Source organism: Bacillus sp. F56 (assembly GCF_001748205.1).
Taxonomy (GTDB): domain Bacteria; phylum Bacillota; class Bacilli; order Bacillales; family Bacillaceae; genus Bacillus; species Bacillus stercoris.
This window is the reverse complement of the sequence record NZ_BDFC01000013.1, coordinates 36,599-51,895: the sequence shown is the minus strand read 5'-3', so window position 1 is coordinate 51,895 and position 15,297 is coordinate 36,599. Positions and strand designations below refer to the sequence as shown.

Genomic DNA, 15,297 nt, shown 5'->3' with positions numbered 1-15,297 from the left:
GCTCCTTTTACATATACTCAACAAACTCATTCACAGGCTTACGGTAGCCGCGCGGCCTTCTGCTCTCTGTTTTTTCTTTCCCAATTGTAATCATCATGACAACCTCAAACTGGTCATCTATGTTCAAAATCTGTTTTACGGCTTCCGCATCAAAGCCGATCATCGGGCAGGTGTCCCAGCCTTTTTCTTTAGCACTCAGCATAAACATCATCGCAGAAAGTGAAGCGTTCCTTATCGCCTCATCTCTCTTAAATTGCTCTCCCCTGTTTTCATAAAACGAAATGGTGTCTTGAACCATATGGTCATACTCTTGCTTATTTAATACCCCTAACACCTTTAATCCTTCATAGATGTCAGCCGCTTGCTGATATGCCTGTTTATCCCCTAATACCAAAAGAACCGCAGATGAGCTAACCACTTTATATTGTCCGTTTGCGGCCTGTTTCAGCTTTTCTTTTACATCCGGGTCTAGAACCGTCACATATTTTGTATGCTGCAAATTAAAAGCCGATGGTGCCAATGCAACCAATTCAAACATCTCATTGAGGTCTTCTTTTGTGATTGGATGACCTGAAAGAAAATTGCTTGCAGATCTTCTTTCAGTGACTAACTGTGTAAATTCAGCCATTACGATACACTCCTTTTTATCTCGAATTCGAGATATTATTCTATAAAAAATCTCATTGAATTTTTAAAAAAGAACTGACTGCGATTGGACCTTGATCGTTGATCTTATTAACTTAATGTCTCGAATTAAAATATCTTGAATATGAGATAATAGTAAAATACAGATCATCTAATGTCAATAGTTTTTTTATAACAGATGGAATTTTTCGCTGAAGGCAGCATTATTATCGCCACTCCTTGTTGCATGAGAACTCATTTGTTTGCAGCTGAGCTTTTAGCACAGCTCCAACTTTTTTTCTGTTACCTTATTTATTAGTAACCAGGAAACAACGTTGCTATAGACCCACTCGAAATTGAATTGGTATGATAAGCAAAGTGATTACACAGAAAAGGATACGGAGAGCGTCTAAAGAGCACTCCTATTTTTTTTGTGCAGTTTTATAGGAGGAAAAAATGGCAAGTGAAAGAGAACAAATCAGCAGAAAAGTTGCTTTGATTGCATTGATCGCCAATCTGATCCTAATGGCAGGAAAGGTCTTTTTTGGACTAATAGGCGATAGTGAAGCCGTTTTTGCAGACGGAATCCATTCTGCGGCAGATGTCGTTGCTTCGATTGCGGTCTTGGCAGTGATCGGCATTTCCAATAAACCGCCCGATCAAGACCATCCTTTTGGACACGGAAAAGCAGAAGTCATTAGTGAGGCGATTGTAGGAATAATCTTAGTGATCGTATCCGTTTATATCCTCATTGAAGCGATTTTGTCCTTTGTTAAAGGGCCAAGCGTTCCCCAATACAGCGCATTATTTGCGGCTCTTATTTCGTACGTGGCTAAGGAAATCTTATATCGTTATTCTATCAAGCAAGGGGAAAAATGGAACAGCAAAGCGATTATAGCGATTGCATACGATCATAAAGGCGATATCGTTGCCTCCCTTGCCGCTTTTATCGGCGTCCTATTGGCTATCATCGGAAACACACGCGGCTGGTCCTATCTGTTGTACGCCGATGCAATAGCCAGTGCAATCGTTGCTTACCTCATTTTTAAGATTTCTATGGAATTAATCAGGCCGTCTGTTGATGTGCTTATGGAAAAGAGCGTTGACCCCAAGCTGATCGAGGAATATAAAGCTGTTATTTTTCAATGTGATCAGGTAAAACGAATCGATAGAATCCGCGCGAGAGAACACGGCCACTATAAATTGCTTGATGTCCGTCTATCTTTGGATCATGATTTGACAATTAAGCAGGGACATGACATTGCCCGCGAAATTCGAAATGAAATCAAAAGACAGTTTTCCGATGTTGAAGAAGTGCTCATCCATGTGAATCCTTATTTCGAAGAATGAAAAGCTCCTTTTGAAAAGGAGCTTTTGCTTTATGCTGTTAAACTTTCCCTTTAGAACTCGCTGTACTATATAATATGGATGTATATCAATCATAGGGACAGAAAGGTTGTTAGAATGAAGGAATTTTTTTCGATTGGAGAAGTGTCAAAGTTATTCAATGTGAAAATCTCTGCTCTTAGGTATTATGATGAAATCGGTCTTTTGAAGCCGGAATATAAAGACGAGCAAACGAACTATCGATATTATTCCACCCAACAGTTTGAGCGGCTGGATACCATCAAGTATTTGAGGGCCTTAGGCCTGCCAATCCATAAGCTGCTTGATTTTTATAACTCTCAAAATACAAATACCCTTCTTCATCTACTAAAAAGCCAGCAAGCTGAAATTGACCGCAAGAAGAAAGAATTGGAACGCATTGAACGAAAGATCTCCCGCCGCATCACACATATAGAAGATGCCGTTCACACACCGTTACATCACATTTCAAAAATCAAACTTCCCGCAATTCGTGTGGCTTATTTACAGCATGAATATGTTCTCGGCCATGATATCGAACATTCGTTAGCAGAATTGAGAACCCACCTGAATGTGAACGAAGATATATTTATAGGCAAAATCGGTTTATCTATTTCAGCAGCAAATGTGAAGGCAAAACAGTTTGACAAATATTCCAGTATATTTATGATTCTTGAAGATGAAAATGAAAAAACTTCATCAGAAATCATTTTCCCTTCAAGAGAATATCTGCAAATTAGGTTTAGAGGGTCACACCCAGAAGCCGAACCATACTACAAAACATTACTGGCGTATATGGAAGAGCATCATTATGAGGTAGCAGGAGATTCTATCGAAATCACACTCATTGATTATGGCATTACGAATAACCTAGACAATTATGTGACTGAAATCCTCTTGCCCATCAAATAATCTTATGAATATGTTTTTGATCTCCCTTGACTCTCTACTAACTAGAGGGTTTATTTTTTATGCAGGAATCATTATTGGAGGAGAAAGCTTATGTTTGGAACAATTTTTAACACAGTGATGATCATTGCGGGAAGCATAATCGGGGGGATATTCAAAAAAGGCATTAAAGATGAATACCAGGATATTTTGATGCAGGCAATGGGATTCGCTGCAGTCGCGCTGGGAATCAACGCCGTTACACAGCATTTGCCTGATAGTAAATACCCCATTCTTTTCATCGTGAGTTTAGCCATTGGAGGTTTGCTTGGCCAGATCATCAATCTGGAATTACGATTCAACAAGCTGGTGAACAAATTTTCTAAAAGCAATTTAGCGGAGGGGTTATCAACTGCGGTCTTATTATTTTGTATAGGTTCGCTGTCAATATTGGGTCCTGTTGAAGCGGCTTTGCATGGAGATTATACGTACCTTCTGACAAACGGTATGTTAGATGGGATCACCTCCATTGTGCTCGCCTCGACTTTTGGTTTTGGAATAGCGGCAGCTGCCATTGTATTGTTTGCTTGGCAGGGCTCCATCTATTTATTTGCTAAAGTAATGGAGAGCGCAATCAATACAGACCTTATTAACGAAATTACTATTGTGGGAGGCATACTCATCCTCAGTTCAGGTCTAAGCATTCTTGGAATCAAGAAGTTCAAAACACTGAATCTGCTGCCTTCCCTGTTGATCCCTCCTGTTGTGATTTTTGTAATTCATTCATTTGGATTGCATTTTTAACAAATCGCCATCAATTAAGCGGTAATCATGAATGCCGGCCATGTTTTATCACTGGAACAAACGGAGAATGGTCATATGGGCGTCAATTCATTCATCACAATCTTTGCGATCGTCTTTGTACATAAACCGATCGATGGCCGGCAGTTCACAACAAAAATACCAAGGTCGTCAAGATCCTTGGTATCATTCATGCTGAACATGCGCTGTGTTTCTGTCTCTGATCTACATTTGTAATGCTGAGTCTTTGATACCATGCATTCAAATCACAATGTACTGCCCTCTATAAGGCTTTCTCACCTCGGGGTGTGTTTTCATCAAAGTATTCATAAATGATGTCATATTCGAAATGTGTACGCCGGTTTCCTTTTCAATCCTTCTTTTCAAATCGATACTGCTCATTGGCTTATTCTGCTGCTTTAATATGTTTAATGCTGCTTCACGGGAGGCTTTTGATTCAGCTCTGCCCTGCCTTCTTTTTTTCTTTTGGATTGGTTTTGATGTTACGCGATATGTCTTTACATCATTTGCAGCTTGCTCCATGAACGCAACTTGAGATGGGCTCGTCTTTGATCGTTGTAGCTGAAACTCACGAAGGATCGATCTTTCGTGTTTATCTATGTGTGCTAATCTCATACACAAAGCTTCTCCCCCCAATTAAGCAGGCGGAAAAGAGCTTTATTCCACCTGCAGATCTGAGTCATTGTTCAACTCTTTAGAACACGGATCAGGGAAATCACCATCTATGAAGGTGAGTGGTTCTATCGGCCCTACAGCGCTAAATCATGATTTTTTTGCTCGGTACATACTCAGTATATAGCCGCCTATCCCCCCTGCAATGGCTGGAATAAGCCACCCAAGCCCTATGCTGTACATAGGAAGAACCTGAGTGAAAACGCGATTCACGACTTCAATTTTTATCCCAGCTGCATTCAAACCGTCAAATAGGCTGATGATAAACGTGAACAGTAAGCTCCCCTGATACACTTCAGCCTTCCCTTTAAATACAGAGTGCAAAAACGTTAAAAATATTAAGGAAATCGCGATTGGATACATCGTCATTAAGACAGGCTTGGACACCTTAATGAGCTCTGTTAATCCTATATTTGCAACAAGTGTGCTAAACACCGCTAACATCACAGCTATTTTTTTATAAGAAATGCCCGGAAATAATTCATGAAAAAACGAAGAGCACGCTGTGATGAGTCCGACACTTGTCGTCAAACATGCTACCGTAATCATTAAACCCAATAAGATAGAACCATAGGATCCAAAATAATAGGATGAAACCTTAGCCAAAACCTCGGCCCCATTTTCTAAAAACCCCAGCTTTTCAACGCTGGAGGCCCCCATATATGAAAGGGAAGTATAGATAAGGGCTAAAAGTGTCGCAGCAATCGCAGTGGCTTTCGCACAAATGATGATCAGCTGTTTTTTGGTGGCTGCCCCTTGTTCTTTCATTGCATTCACCACAATGATTCCAAAAACGAATGCTACAAGGGCATCCAGTGTAAGGTATCCCTCCTGAAAGCCTTTAAAAAACACATGCGATGTATACCCTTTTGATGGCGCTTGAATGGTTCCAATTGGATGAACAAGAGCTACCACTACAAGCAAACCGATAAACGTCAATTTAATTGGTGTTAAAACTTTTCCGACCACATCCACTATTTTTGTGGGATTAAGTGATAACAGACATGCAACTGTAAAAAACAATACTGTAAATATGATCAATGAAACAGGGCCTGCATCATCTGATAAAAAAGGTTTCACTCCAATTTCAAACGATACGTTCCCCGATCTTGGGATAGCGAAAAAAGGCCCGATGGCCAGATAGAGAATCGTTGTAAACACAATGCCAAACACCGGATGCACACGGCTGGCTAACGATTGTAAATTATCTTTACCTGAAAAAACAAATGCAGTCATTGCCAGCAGCGGCAAGCCGACTCCTGTCACCAAGAAACCCGCATTGGCAACCCATACATTTTTTCCAGCCATTTGCCCAAGCATAGGCGGAAAAATGAGATTTCCCGCCCCAAAAAACAATGCAAATAGCATTAGTCCTATAATGATGATATAGGAAGCAGACACTTTTTTTGACATGATAAATCCTCCGAATAAAGTAGACACCTCTTGAATGGCAAGGAAACACTACAGATGCTATATACATTGGCACGGTGCTGAGTCCAAAATAAGATTGTGTCAATTTCATTAATTTTTAAAAAGTTCAATAAAAGTTTGATCATTGATCGTTCCCCATACGGTTAAAAAAACAATTGTACCATAGCCATATAAACAACGGTTCCCCCCGCTATAGAAAGTAGCATATTTTTTTTCCAAAAGTGAAGCAATGCAACTGCAGCTGCTCCAATCAATTCAGGGATGCCGTGACTCCCAGAAAGTAGGCTCACGTCTTTAAAACAATAAATAACCAGAAGCCCGATTACCGCTGATGGCAGCACTCTGCCCAAAAATTGTATGTATTGCGGCGTCGGTTTGCCAGACGGGAAAATCATGAATGGCAGGAACCGTGTCAGCATTGTGCCAAGCACGACCATAGCAACGGTAATGATTTGCTGCGTTATACTCATCGTCATACAGAAACCTCAGCTTTCTCTAATGGTTTTCTCAGAACAGTAAGTATCCCTAAAATGGCGAGCATAGCAGGAATAATGAAATGGTTTCCGCCAAAAATGATAAGGCTGGCAGCTGAAAGCCCAAGGCCTGCGAGAGCACTGTGATGTTTTTGCTCTTTCATCCACTGCTCAATGAAGATCACAATAAAGAGGGCGGTCATCACAAATTCAAGCCCTTCGGTATTAAATTTCACATACGATCCAAAAATACCGCCTATCGCTGCTCCCGCGACCCAATATAAATGATTAAGCAATGTCACAAAAAACATAAACCAGCCCTTGTCAACATTCGCCGGAACATTAGCGGTATAATTGATAGAAAATGATTCATCGCACATCCCGAAGATCAAATAAAGCTTTTTCTTTCCAGTCCCCCTGTACTTATCCAACATGGAAATTCCATAAAACAAATGTCGGGCATTGATCATCAACGTCAAAAAAAGGGCATTCAACGGATTGAACGCGCCCAGCAAGAAATGGGCGGCAACAAACTCCATTGATCCTGCAAATATAATAAAACTCATGATGATCGGATAAATTGCACTAAACCCTATAGAATGCATAAAGATTCCATAAGCAATTCCCAAAAATAAAAATCCGGCAAAAATCGGAATCGTATACGGGAAGGCCGAACGAAATGCAGCCCCTATTTGAGTTCTTTTTGTCATAAGATTCACACCTTGCAACATTTTTATTTTAAAGTACCATATTAAATCCATACAACAAACAAGATAATTGTATGGATTACAATTATCCTTTGTATCATAATAGAGAAAACTTGCTGCACTCCTTTTAAAAACCATTCATGGAAAACGAAACAATAGAGGTGGATTATGCCGGTCAATTCATTCGACAATTACCCAATGTCTTGGAAGCCAGAAAGAGAGGCGTTAAAGCGGCCTTTCTATGAATCAATCGCTGCACTGCTTGAACACGATATCAAAAATGGTTTTTTGGCACCGGGTACAAAGCTCCCGCCCCAGCGAGAATTAGCTGACTTTCTTGACTTAAACTTCACTACAATTACCCGAGCCTATAAAGTGTGTGAGGTAAAGGGACTGATCTATGCGGTCACCGGAAAGGGAACCTTTGTTTCTCCTAGCGCCGCTCGTTCAATTACGATTTCTAAAGATAAAATCACCAACTGTATCGATCTTGGTTTAATCGCCTCTTTTGAAGAAACCAATCAAATTGTAACGGAAGTGATTTAACAGGTTGCGAGTAAACATTACGTAAAACAGTTACTCAATTACAATGATCCAACAGGCATTCCGCATCAAAAAACAGCAGGGCTAAACTGGATGAAATCGTTTGGCATTCAAACTGACCAAGACCATATCTCAATTGTTTCCGGTGCCCAAAATGCGCTGGCCATTTCATTGGCCGCGCTGTTTGAACCAGGGAATAGAATTGCCACTGACTTATACACGTACTCAAACTTTATTGAACTTGCAAAAATGCACCACATTCAGCTAGTGCCGATTCCCGGAGATGAGTATGGAATGCTGCCGGACGAACTAGAAAAGCAATGTACTCAACTCAACATTCATGGCATTTTTTTGATGCCTTCTTGCTGTAACCCAACTACTGTTATGATGTCGAGTGCCAGAAAGAAAGAAATCGCGGCAGTGATCCGCAAGCATCGTTTATTATTGATTGAGGACGATATTCATGCGTTTATGACCGCAGGCTTGATTTCTGATTATCAGGAGCCCATGTTCAACTTGCTCCCAGAACAAAGCGTATATATTTGCAGCACCTCTAAGTCAATCTGTTCAGGATTAAGAGTGGCCTATATGGTCTATGGAGATGCCTTGGGCGAGAAAATCCATCAGGCGATGTTCAACATTAATGTAAAAACGTCTTCTTTTGATGCAGAGGTCATAACAGAACTGATCTTATCAGGAAAAGCGCACGATATTGTTTCTCAAAAAAAACAGCTTGCCCAGTCGGCTAATGATATGTTTGCAGAGTTTTTTCCTGAAACAGAGCTGAATGGACATCCTCTCAGCTTTTATCGGTGGCTTTCCATCAATGATGATACCGATGCGTTACAGCTGGAAACGGATTTGAAGAAACATGGAATCCGCGCATTTCATTCTGATCGCTTTTTGAGCGGGTCTGCCACTCCTCATAAGCATTTGCGTGTTGCGCTTTCTTCAACAGAATCATTAGACGAGTTGAGAATAGGATTAGAGAGATTGAAACATTATCTCGGCTAACTTGATCAAACACACCCTATACCGCTTGATGTCCTCTACCTGCGTAAAAACAAAATGGCGGCTTCACCTTCTAAATACTGCCACATTGAGTGGCCATAGAATCGCCTACAACATGATCAGGCAATGAACGTGAAGCAAAAAAGCAGATCATAAAAGATCTGCTTTTTAAAAGGGGCTTTTTCATTATGCCGCAAACTTTACCTTTGGAACTCACTGTACTATTTAATGTGAATGTATAAATCATATGAACAGAAAGGTTGTTAAAATGAAAGAATTACGATTCAACATGCTGGTGAACAAAGCAATTTAGCGGGGGGTTTATCAACTGTGATCCTATTATTCTGTATCGGTTCCCTTTCAATTTTAAGCCCTGTTGAAGCCGCTTTGCATGGAGATTATCATACCTCCTGACAAACGGAATATTAGATGAGATCACCTCCATTGTGCTCGCTTCAACTTTTGGTTTTGGAATTGCTGCGGCGCTCCCAAAAAGGAGGTTAATATTCTGTTATATTGATTTTCAATAATCTGTTCCAATCGTTTTATTCCCTTTTTTATCTTGGATTTGACGTTGAATAACCTCTGTATTATATTGTAAATAAATTCTGTTATATCAAAATCAGACTCCCCATCACGAAACGGCACATTCATTTAAACAAAATTGAGAGGGGCACTTGTATGTCAAACCATTCATCTAGTATTCCCGAATTAAGTGACAGCGGTATCCGCTATTATCAAACTTATAATGAAAGCCTTAGTCTTTGGCCGGTCCGCTGCAAATCATTCTACATATCTACTCGTTTTGGACAAACCCATGTGATTGCTAGCGGGCCAGAGGATGCCCCGCCGCTTGTATTACTCCACGGAGCATTATTCAGTTCCACGATGTGGTATCCCAACATCGCCGATTGGAGCAGCAAATACAGAACTTATGCAGTTGATATCATAGGTGATAAAAACAAGAGTATTCCTGAGAATCTAAGCGGTACGAGAACGGATTACGCAAATTGGCTTCTTGATGTGTTTGACAATCTGGGGATCGAAAAGTCCCACATGATCGGACTTTCGCTTGGCGGTCTCCATACGATGAATTTCCTTTTACGTATGCCTGAGAGAGTAAAAAGCGCAGCTATACTGAGTCCGGCAGAAACATTTTTGCCATTTCATCACGATTTCTACAAATATGCTCTTGGCCTTACAGCTCCAAATGGAGTTGAAACATTCTTACATTGGATGATGAATGATCACAGTGTGCTGCACCCGATTTTTGTGAAGCAGTTTCAGGCGGGGGTAATGTGGCAGGATGGATCAAGAAATCCAAATCCTAAAGCCGACGGATTTCCGTATGTATTTACCGATGAGGAATTACAATCAGCAAGAGTCCCTATTCTATTATTACTCGGTGAACATGAAGTCATCTATGATCCCCACTCAGCCCTGCACCGAGCCTCTTCATTCGTTCCTGATATTGAGGCGGAAGTCATTAAAAATGCCGGACATGTTTTATCGATGAAGCAACCCGCATACGTAAATGAACGTGTAATGCGTTTTTTTAATGCAGAAAAAGACATTTCACAATAGGTGCTTATTAAGATAGTGATTCGCATTCATAAGACCTGCAATATGCTTCTAGCCAGCCATTTCAAAAAATAGAGTCTCTCTCATGGACTCTATTTTTTACACATCATTTTGTTTTTGCATTTATATCATGATCGATTGGACAAGACCCAGAACTGGTTTTGTGTGCTTGTTTCATTTGCATTTTTTACAGATCAGTTTTAAATTCCTTAATTTTTAAAAAGGATTCTCAAGATCCTTGGCATCAAGGAGTGAATGCAAAGTCAAAAAAATCATTTGATGTGCTTTATCACTTTTCCTAGGATGCCTGCTAGTATGACGCAGCTTCTGCCACATATCGAAAATGAGTGATGGCGCCATAAGTGTCTCCTTCACTTTCCAAATACCACCACAATGTTCGGCTATAAAATCGTTTACAGCTTGATCGGGAATAGTAAGCAAAAAAGCAGATCATAAAAGATCTGCTTTTTCTATTACATGATTTGTTTCTTTTGTTCATGAGCTATTTCTGGCTGTATTTCCTGTGTGAGTTGATGCCCTTCTATGTCCACATTCGGGATGATCTTGTCCAGCCATTTCGGCAAATACCAGGCTGCATTCCCCATCAGTTTCATCACACTTGGAATCAGTGTCATTCGCACAATAAATGCGTCAAAGAGCACACCAAAGGAAAGGGCCAATCCGTTGGCTTTCACAGTAGCTTCTCCGGCAAAGATAAATCCTGCGAAAACGAAAATCATGATTAAACCAGCCGCGGTGACAACAGGACCGCTGTGTTTTAATCCAGCCTGAATGGCTTGTACTGGATTCTTTGTTTTTACATATTCTTCACGCATTCTGCTGACAAGAAATACTTGATAATCCATAGCTAAACCGAACAGAATCCCAATCGATAAAATCGGCAGGAAGGCGAGTATCGGCCCTTTTTCAGGTATTTTGAAAAAGTCGATGAGATTGCCGTCTTGTAAGATAAATACACAGATCCCAAGAGTGGCTGTCATCGTTAAAATGAAACCTGCAACAGCAACAAGCGGCACAAGCAGCGAACGGAAAACAATGGTCAGCAATACAAATGCAAAGCCGACAATGAGTACAGCAAACACCGGTATCGCATCATTCAGGCGATCTGAAATGTCAATATTCACTGCAGTCGATCCAGTAACAAGCAAATCTACTCCGTTTTTATCTGACAAACTGCGTACATCGTGTACCAAATCTTTCGTTGCCACATCATTTGGACCTGTTTCCGGAACGACCGTAATGATGGCAAAGTTCCCTTCTTTATTAGGCATTGCAGGGGTGACACTTGCTACATGGTCTAAGCCCTTTATTTCTTTCACTGCATCTGCGAAAGCCTCCGCTTTATTTCCTTCGACACTTTCGGCATCCGCTACGATGGTTAATTGGCCATTGAATCCTTCTCCAAACCCATCGGCAAGCAAGTCATATGCCCGTCGATCCGGATTATCCTTCGCTTTCATCCCCGCATCAGGCAAGCCCAGTTCTAATTGCATAGATGGAATACTAATGACGATCAAAATGAGAATGCTGCAAACACTTAGCAGAATAGGATGTTTTGTGACAAAACGCCCCCATGCATTTGTGGCAGAGCTTTGTTTTCCTTTTTTCTTGTTTGCTTTCGGAATCATCCGTTTCCCTGCTATTGATAAGACGGCAGGCACCAGCGTGATGGAGGCAAGAACAGCCATCAGTACACTAAGCCCTGCTGTCAGCCCCATTGCAGACATAAAAGGAATGTTAACAACCGTCAATCCGCAAAGTGCGACGATCACAGTAAGTCCGGCAAAAACGACTGCACTCCCAGCTGTTCCGGTGGCTCTTGCAATCGAGTCATTCTTTTGTATGCCTTCACCTAAAAACTGGCGGTGTTTCGTAAAAATAAATAAAGCATAATCAATCCCAACAGCAAGACCAATCATTCCGGCTAATGAAAGACTGACGGAAGCAATATCGAATACTTGTGTCCCGATCAAAACCAGTCCAATGCTTACCCCTAAACCAAGCAGCGCAGTTAAAATCGGCAAACCCGCTATTAATAAAGAGCCAAACGTAATGGCTAACACCACAAAGGCCAAGATAATGCCGACAATTTCAGACACACCGCCTATTTCCATCTCGGCTCCCGGTATATCACCGCTCAGCTCCGTTTGCAATCCCTCATCATCAGCGATTTTCAAACTGTCTTTTAAGTGTTTAATAGAGTAATCTTTTATATCATCCGCTGAAGATTTATACTTGATATCAGCATAGGCAACTGTGCCGTCTTTCGCGATTGTTCCTGTCACAAAAGGACTTGCAATCGAGTCAACAGAATCATCTTTACTGATTTCCTTGAATGTTTTTTCTATTGCCTTTTTCGCTGAATTTGCAGTAAGTTTTTCTCCATCTTCAGCTCCGAAAATCACCCGTATGCTTCCTTTATCAGGGCCGTGCGGAAATTCTTTCTGAATCACATCCATCGCTTTTTCCGAAGGTGTGTCAGGTATAGACATATCCTCAGAAAAACTTGGTTTTAACGTGATGGCAAGCCCTATCGAAGCAACTAACAAAACGATCCACGCGCATATGACTTTTACGCGATGCCGAGCAACCCATCCTCCTAATGTATATAACATTTTTGACATGATAATCTCCTTTCAACACATTGCTTAATCACATTCTTTCTCATTGTAGTTGACCACGAAATAAAAAAAACGTACATTCGGGCATGTACGTTTGGGCAATTTTCAAATATGCAGTTTATTTGTCTAATGTCAGAATACCTTTTTGCATGGCAATCGTTACTGCTTCAGTTCTTGAATTCGCGCCTAATTTATTGTAAATGGACGTTAATCTGGCCTTTACTGTTCGCTCAGAGACGCCCAAATCAAAGGCAATCGCTTTGCTTTTAAGCCCTTTAGCAATTGCTTTTAAAACAATGACTTCCTTTTCTGTCAGCTGCGTCTCACTGCTCTGCTTCTTCATCCGCTCAAATTGGATTTCCTGCAAGCGTTTAAGGATATCAGGCTGCAATAGCACATTTCCTCTTATCGCTGCATCCATTGTGTGAAAAAGGGTTTCTGAACTCGTATCCTTTAACAGATATCCTTTCGCTCCTAATTCGATCCCTTCAATCATTAGGTGATCTTCATTATATGTAGTCAAAATAATGATGGGGATATCGTGTATTTCTTTTATTTTTTTAATGGCTTCTAACCCGCTCATCTCCGGCATATACAAATCCATAAGAATGATATCCGGTTGCAATTCATCTGCTAGACGGACTGCTGCTCTGCCATTTTCCGCCTCTCCTATAATGGTGTATTGATCGTTCGTTTCAATTAAAAGCTTCAGACCTTCCCTCACGACAAGATGGTCATCAACGATTAAAACCTTATTCATCTTGCATCTCTCCCTGAATTGGTACAGTAATCTCAATTTGTGTCCCTTTCAATTTTGTACTCTTTATATTGAATTGGCCATTCATGGATCTGACACGTTCTTGTATGCCAAGAAGCCCATAATGCCCTCTCTTTTTCTTTCCTTTTTCAACATCAAATCCTTTGCCGTTATCCTTAACTGTTAAATGGAGCCTCCCCTTATCGTCATCCCAAATGGAAATCCAGATTGTTTTTGCTTCAGCATGCTTTGCCGCATTCGTCATGCATTCTCCAATGATGAAATAACAGTTTTCAGCTGTACGCACATCCAGCACCTGATGCAATCTGTAATCTAATAAACAAGCCATGCCTGTCGACTCTATAAAATGATCCATCAGTGAGGTAATTCTTTCTTTTAAAACACCGATTTCTTCTGATTTGCTGCGAAGATCATCAATTGCTGAACGTGCATCAGCTAATGTGCTTTTCACTCTTTTCATCGATTGTTGTATGATTTCCTTCGCTCTCTCTGTGTTGCCTTTGGAGAGATGTACATGAATCGCGTCCAGCTGCATATTTAAACTGACCAGTCCTTGAGCAAGCGTATCGTGTAAGTCTCGGGCCATCCGCTGCCTTTCGTTCTGCAGCGTCAGCTGTTCGACCTGCTGATGAGCTAGCTCCAGCCTTTCAAGAGTCAATTGAGCTTTTATTTTTTCATCGACTTGGGCAAAAAATGTTGCGGCATAAGTGATGATGACAATCATGATCGGCGCAGCAATAACAATAAAATGCAGCACTTCACCTTTATTAAGGTGATACGCCGAATTTATGCCCAGCAGCAGCAATAGATAAAGAATGGGAAAAGCCCTTCTTCTGTCTGCCATTCCTATGATTTGCCCAATTAAAAATGCATAAAGGCCGATAATGACAAGTATAAAGAAGCCAGTCATGAGATTAGCAAGTGCAAAGGTGATCAAACCTTGTACCACGAAATACAGAATCACTCTTTTCTTAACCCAGCGATATGAGTGCCAATGAAGCAAAGCAAAAATGGCGATTAATATGGTAAACACATAAAACAATAAAATGGACCAGCTCCCAGAAACAAATTGCAGCACGATAGAGGCTGTATAGATCATAAGAATAAAAGCCAGGCCAGGCACTCTAAGCGCAAGCATGTTTAATGCACGCCTATCATGTGAGTAATATTTATCTTTGAAAGGATTCCTTATCAGCAAACCTTATCCACTTCCTTTACCTGTTTCACCACATCAAAATTCATGAGAATCGAACCCAACATTAGAGTTTCCAACAAAAGATCATTGCCCAAACGTACATGAACGTTCTGCCTTTATGTACGTTTTATCTTTTCAAATTTATCTTTAAAATCATAAGGAACATACTATTCATTGAAGGAATGATCATCATTGAAATCAATTGATCTTACAATTTTATCATTAAAAAGAAAAGGAATCCGGACTGAGAAGGTATTAAAAAATCAATATCCTGATCGATTAAGCCATATGACAGATAAAAATACGCAGCCAAAAATCAGATGCAAGGAAAAAGAGGAATGAACATGTATTGGTTTTTAGGTGCTTTATTATATTTTCTCATCGGTACTTGTGTATTCATTGGAGTCATTAGAGACAGCCACTCAGGCTCGTGGACCCTGCTTGCCTTAGCAGCTCCACTCATCATTTTGGGTTACCCTTATTTTTATTCTAAGCAGCTTTTTGCCAAAAAATAGTGAAATAACGCCATACAATTCGCACATTGGTAAAGATATCAATATCGAGA

At 40.6% G+C, this 15,297-nt stretch carries 14 protein-coding genes and 2 pseudogenes; 8 read left to right on the top strand and 8 right to left on the bottom strand.

Annotated features, from left to right (window positions below):
* Positions 1–7: 7 nt before the first annotated feature.
* On the bottom strand, positions 8–628 hold the full coding sequence (locus tag BFW96_RS19815; RefSeq protein ID WP_069840384.1) for a nitroreductase family protein: 621 nt from the start codon (positions 626–628) through the stop codon (positions 8–10).
* Positions 629–1,080: 452 nt separating this feature from the next.
* Between BFW96_RS19815 and mneP the strand changes: the two genes are divergently transcribed.
* The 3 genes from mneP to BFW96_RS19800 all read left to right on the top strand — a co-directional run bounded on the left by mneP (position 1,081) and on the right by BFW96_RS19800 (position 3,681).
* Complete coding sequence (gene mneP, locus BFW96_RS19810; RefSeq protein WP_014662962.1) at positions 1,081–1,974, top strand: manganese transporter MneP; 894 nt, start codon at positions 1,081–1,083, stop codon at positions 1,972–1,974.
* A 114-nt stretch (positions 1,975–2,088) separates the two neighbouring features.
* Entirely contained in the window at positions 2,089–2,901 is an 813-nt protein-coding gene (locus BFW96_RS19805) for a MerR family transcriptional regulator (protein WP_069149037.1), read from the top strand.
* Positions 2,902–2,991: 90 nt separating this feature from the next.
* Complete coding sequence (locus BFW96_RS19800; RefSeq protein WP_069840383.1) at positions 2,992–3,681, top strand: DUF554 domain-containing protein; 690 nt, start codon at positions 2,992–2,994, stop codon at positions 3,679–3,681.
* A 258-nt stretch (positions 3,682–3,939) separates the two neighbouring features.
* Here the strand turns inward: BFW96_RS19800 and BFW96_RS19795 are convergent, their stop codons facing one another.
* From BFW96_RS19795 to azlC, 4 genes are all read right to left on the bottom strand, one after another.
* Positions 3,940–4,314, bottom strand: a complete 375-nt coding sequence (locus tag BFW96_RS19795) for a Rok-like winged helix domain-containing protein (protein WP_069840382.1) — start codon at positions 4,312–4,314, stop codon at positions 3,940–3,942.
* 147 nt (positions 4,315–4,461) lie between these two features.
* On the bottom strand, positions 4,462–5,784 hold the full coding sequence (gene brnQ / locus BFW96_RS19790) for a branched-chain amino acid transport system II carrier protein (protein WP_069840381.1): 1,323 nt from the start codon (positions 5,782–5,784) through the stop codon (positions 4,462–4,464).
* A 161-nt stretch (positions 5,785–5,945) separates the two neighbouring features.
* On the bottom strand, positions 5,946–6,278 hold the full coding sequence (locus BFW96_RS19785) for a branched-chain amino acid transporter permease (protein ID WP_069840380.1): 333 nt from the start codon (positions 6,276–6,278) through the stop codon (positions 5,946–5,948).
* Positions 6,275–7,036: an azaleucine resistance protein AzlC gene (azlC, locus tag BFW96_RS19780; RefSeq protein ID WP_080488072.1), complete on the bottom strand. Its 762-nt coding sequence runs from the start codon at positions 7,034–7,036 to the stop codon at positions 6,275–6,277. Before azlC ends, BFW96_RS19785 begins: the two co-directional genes overlap by 4 nt.
* A 114-nt stretch (positions 7,037–7,150) precedes the next feature.
* On the opposite strand from azlC, the pseudogene BFW96_RS19775 reads away from it, so the two are divergent.
* The 3 genes and pseudogenes from BFW96_RS19775 (at position 7,151) to BFW96_RS19770 (ending at position 10,120) form a co-directional block, all read left to right on the top strand.
* Positions 7,151–8,539: pseudogene (locus tag BFW96_RS19775) on the top strand (aminotransferase-like domain-containing protein).
* A 271-nt stretch (positions 8,540–8,810) separates the two neighbouring features.
* A pseudogene (locus tag BFW96_RS21330) lies at positions 8,811–9,021 on the top strand (DUF554 family protein); the annotation flags it as partial.
* A gap of 196 nt (positions 9,022–9,217) precedes the next feature.
* Positions 9,218–10,120 (top strand): carboxylesterase, encoded by a 903-nt coding sequence (locus tag BFW96_RS19770; protein ID WP_069840379.1) that lies wholly within the window; start codon positions 9,218–9,220, stop codon positions 10,118–10,120.
* A 470-nt stretch (positions 10,121–10,590) separates the two neighbouring features.
* Here BFW96_RS19770 and BFW96_RS19765 read toward each other — a convergent pair whose 3' ends face one another.
* The 3 genes from BFW96_RS19765 to ydfH form a co-directional block, all read right to left on the bottom strand.
* The gene (locus BFW96_RS19765; protein WP_069840378.1) at positions 10,591–12,762 is read right to left on the bottom strand and encodes an MMPL family transporter; all 2,172 of its coding nucleotides are present in this window, start codon (positions 12,760–12,762) and stop codon (positions 10,591–10,593) included.
* A gap of 115 nt (positions 12,763–12,877) precedes the next feature.
* Positions 12,878–13,519, bottom strand: coding sequence for a two-component system response regulator YdfI (gene ydfI, locus BFW96_RS19760; protein ID WP_069840377.1), 642 nt, complete (start codon positions 13,517–13,519; stop codon positions 12,878–12,880).
* A complete protein-coding gene (gene ydfH, locus BFW96_RS19755) occupies positions 13,512–14,735 on the bottom strand; it encodes a two-component system sensor histidine kinase YdfH (RefSeq protein WP_083252928.1) in 1,224 nt (407 codons plus the stop codon). The genes ydfI and ydfH overlap by 8 nt, the downstream gene beginning before the upstream one ends.
* A gap of 189 nt (positions 14,736–14,924) precedes the next feature.
* On the opposite strand from ydfH, the gene BFW96_RS19750 reads away from it, so the two are divergent.
* Together BFW96_RS19750 and BFW96_RS21325 are read left to right on the top strand one after the other, a co-directional pair.
* Positions 14,925–15,074, top strand: coding sequence for a hypothetical protein (locus BFW96_RS19750; protein WP_014662946.1), 150 nt, complete (start codon positions 14,925–14,927; stop codon positions 15,072–15,074).
* Positions 15,071–15,247 carry a hypothetical protein gene (locus BFW96_RS21325; protein ID WP_080348091.1) on the top strand — a complete coding sequence of 59 codons (177 nt, stop codon included), beginning with the start codon at positions 15,071–15,073 and terminating at the stop codon, positions 15,245–15,247. The genes BFW96_RS19750 and BFW96_RS21325 overlap by 4 nt, the downstream gene beginning before the upstream one ends.
* Positions 15,248–15,297 lie beyond the last annotated feature (50 nt).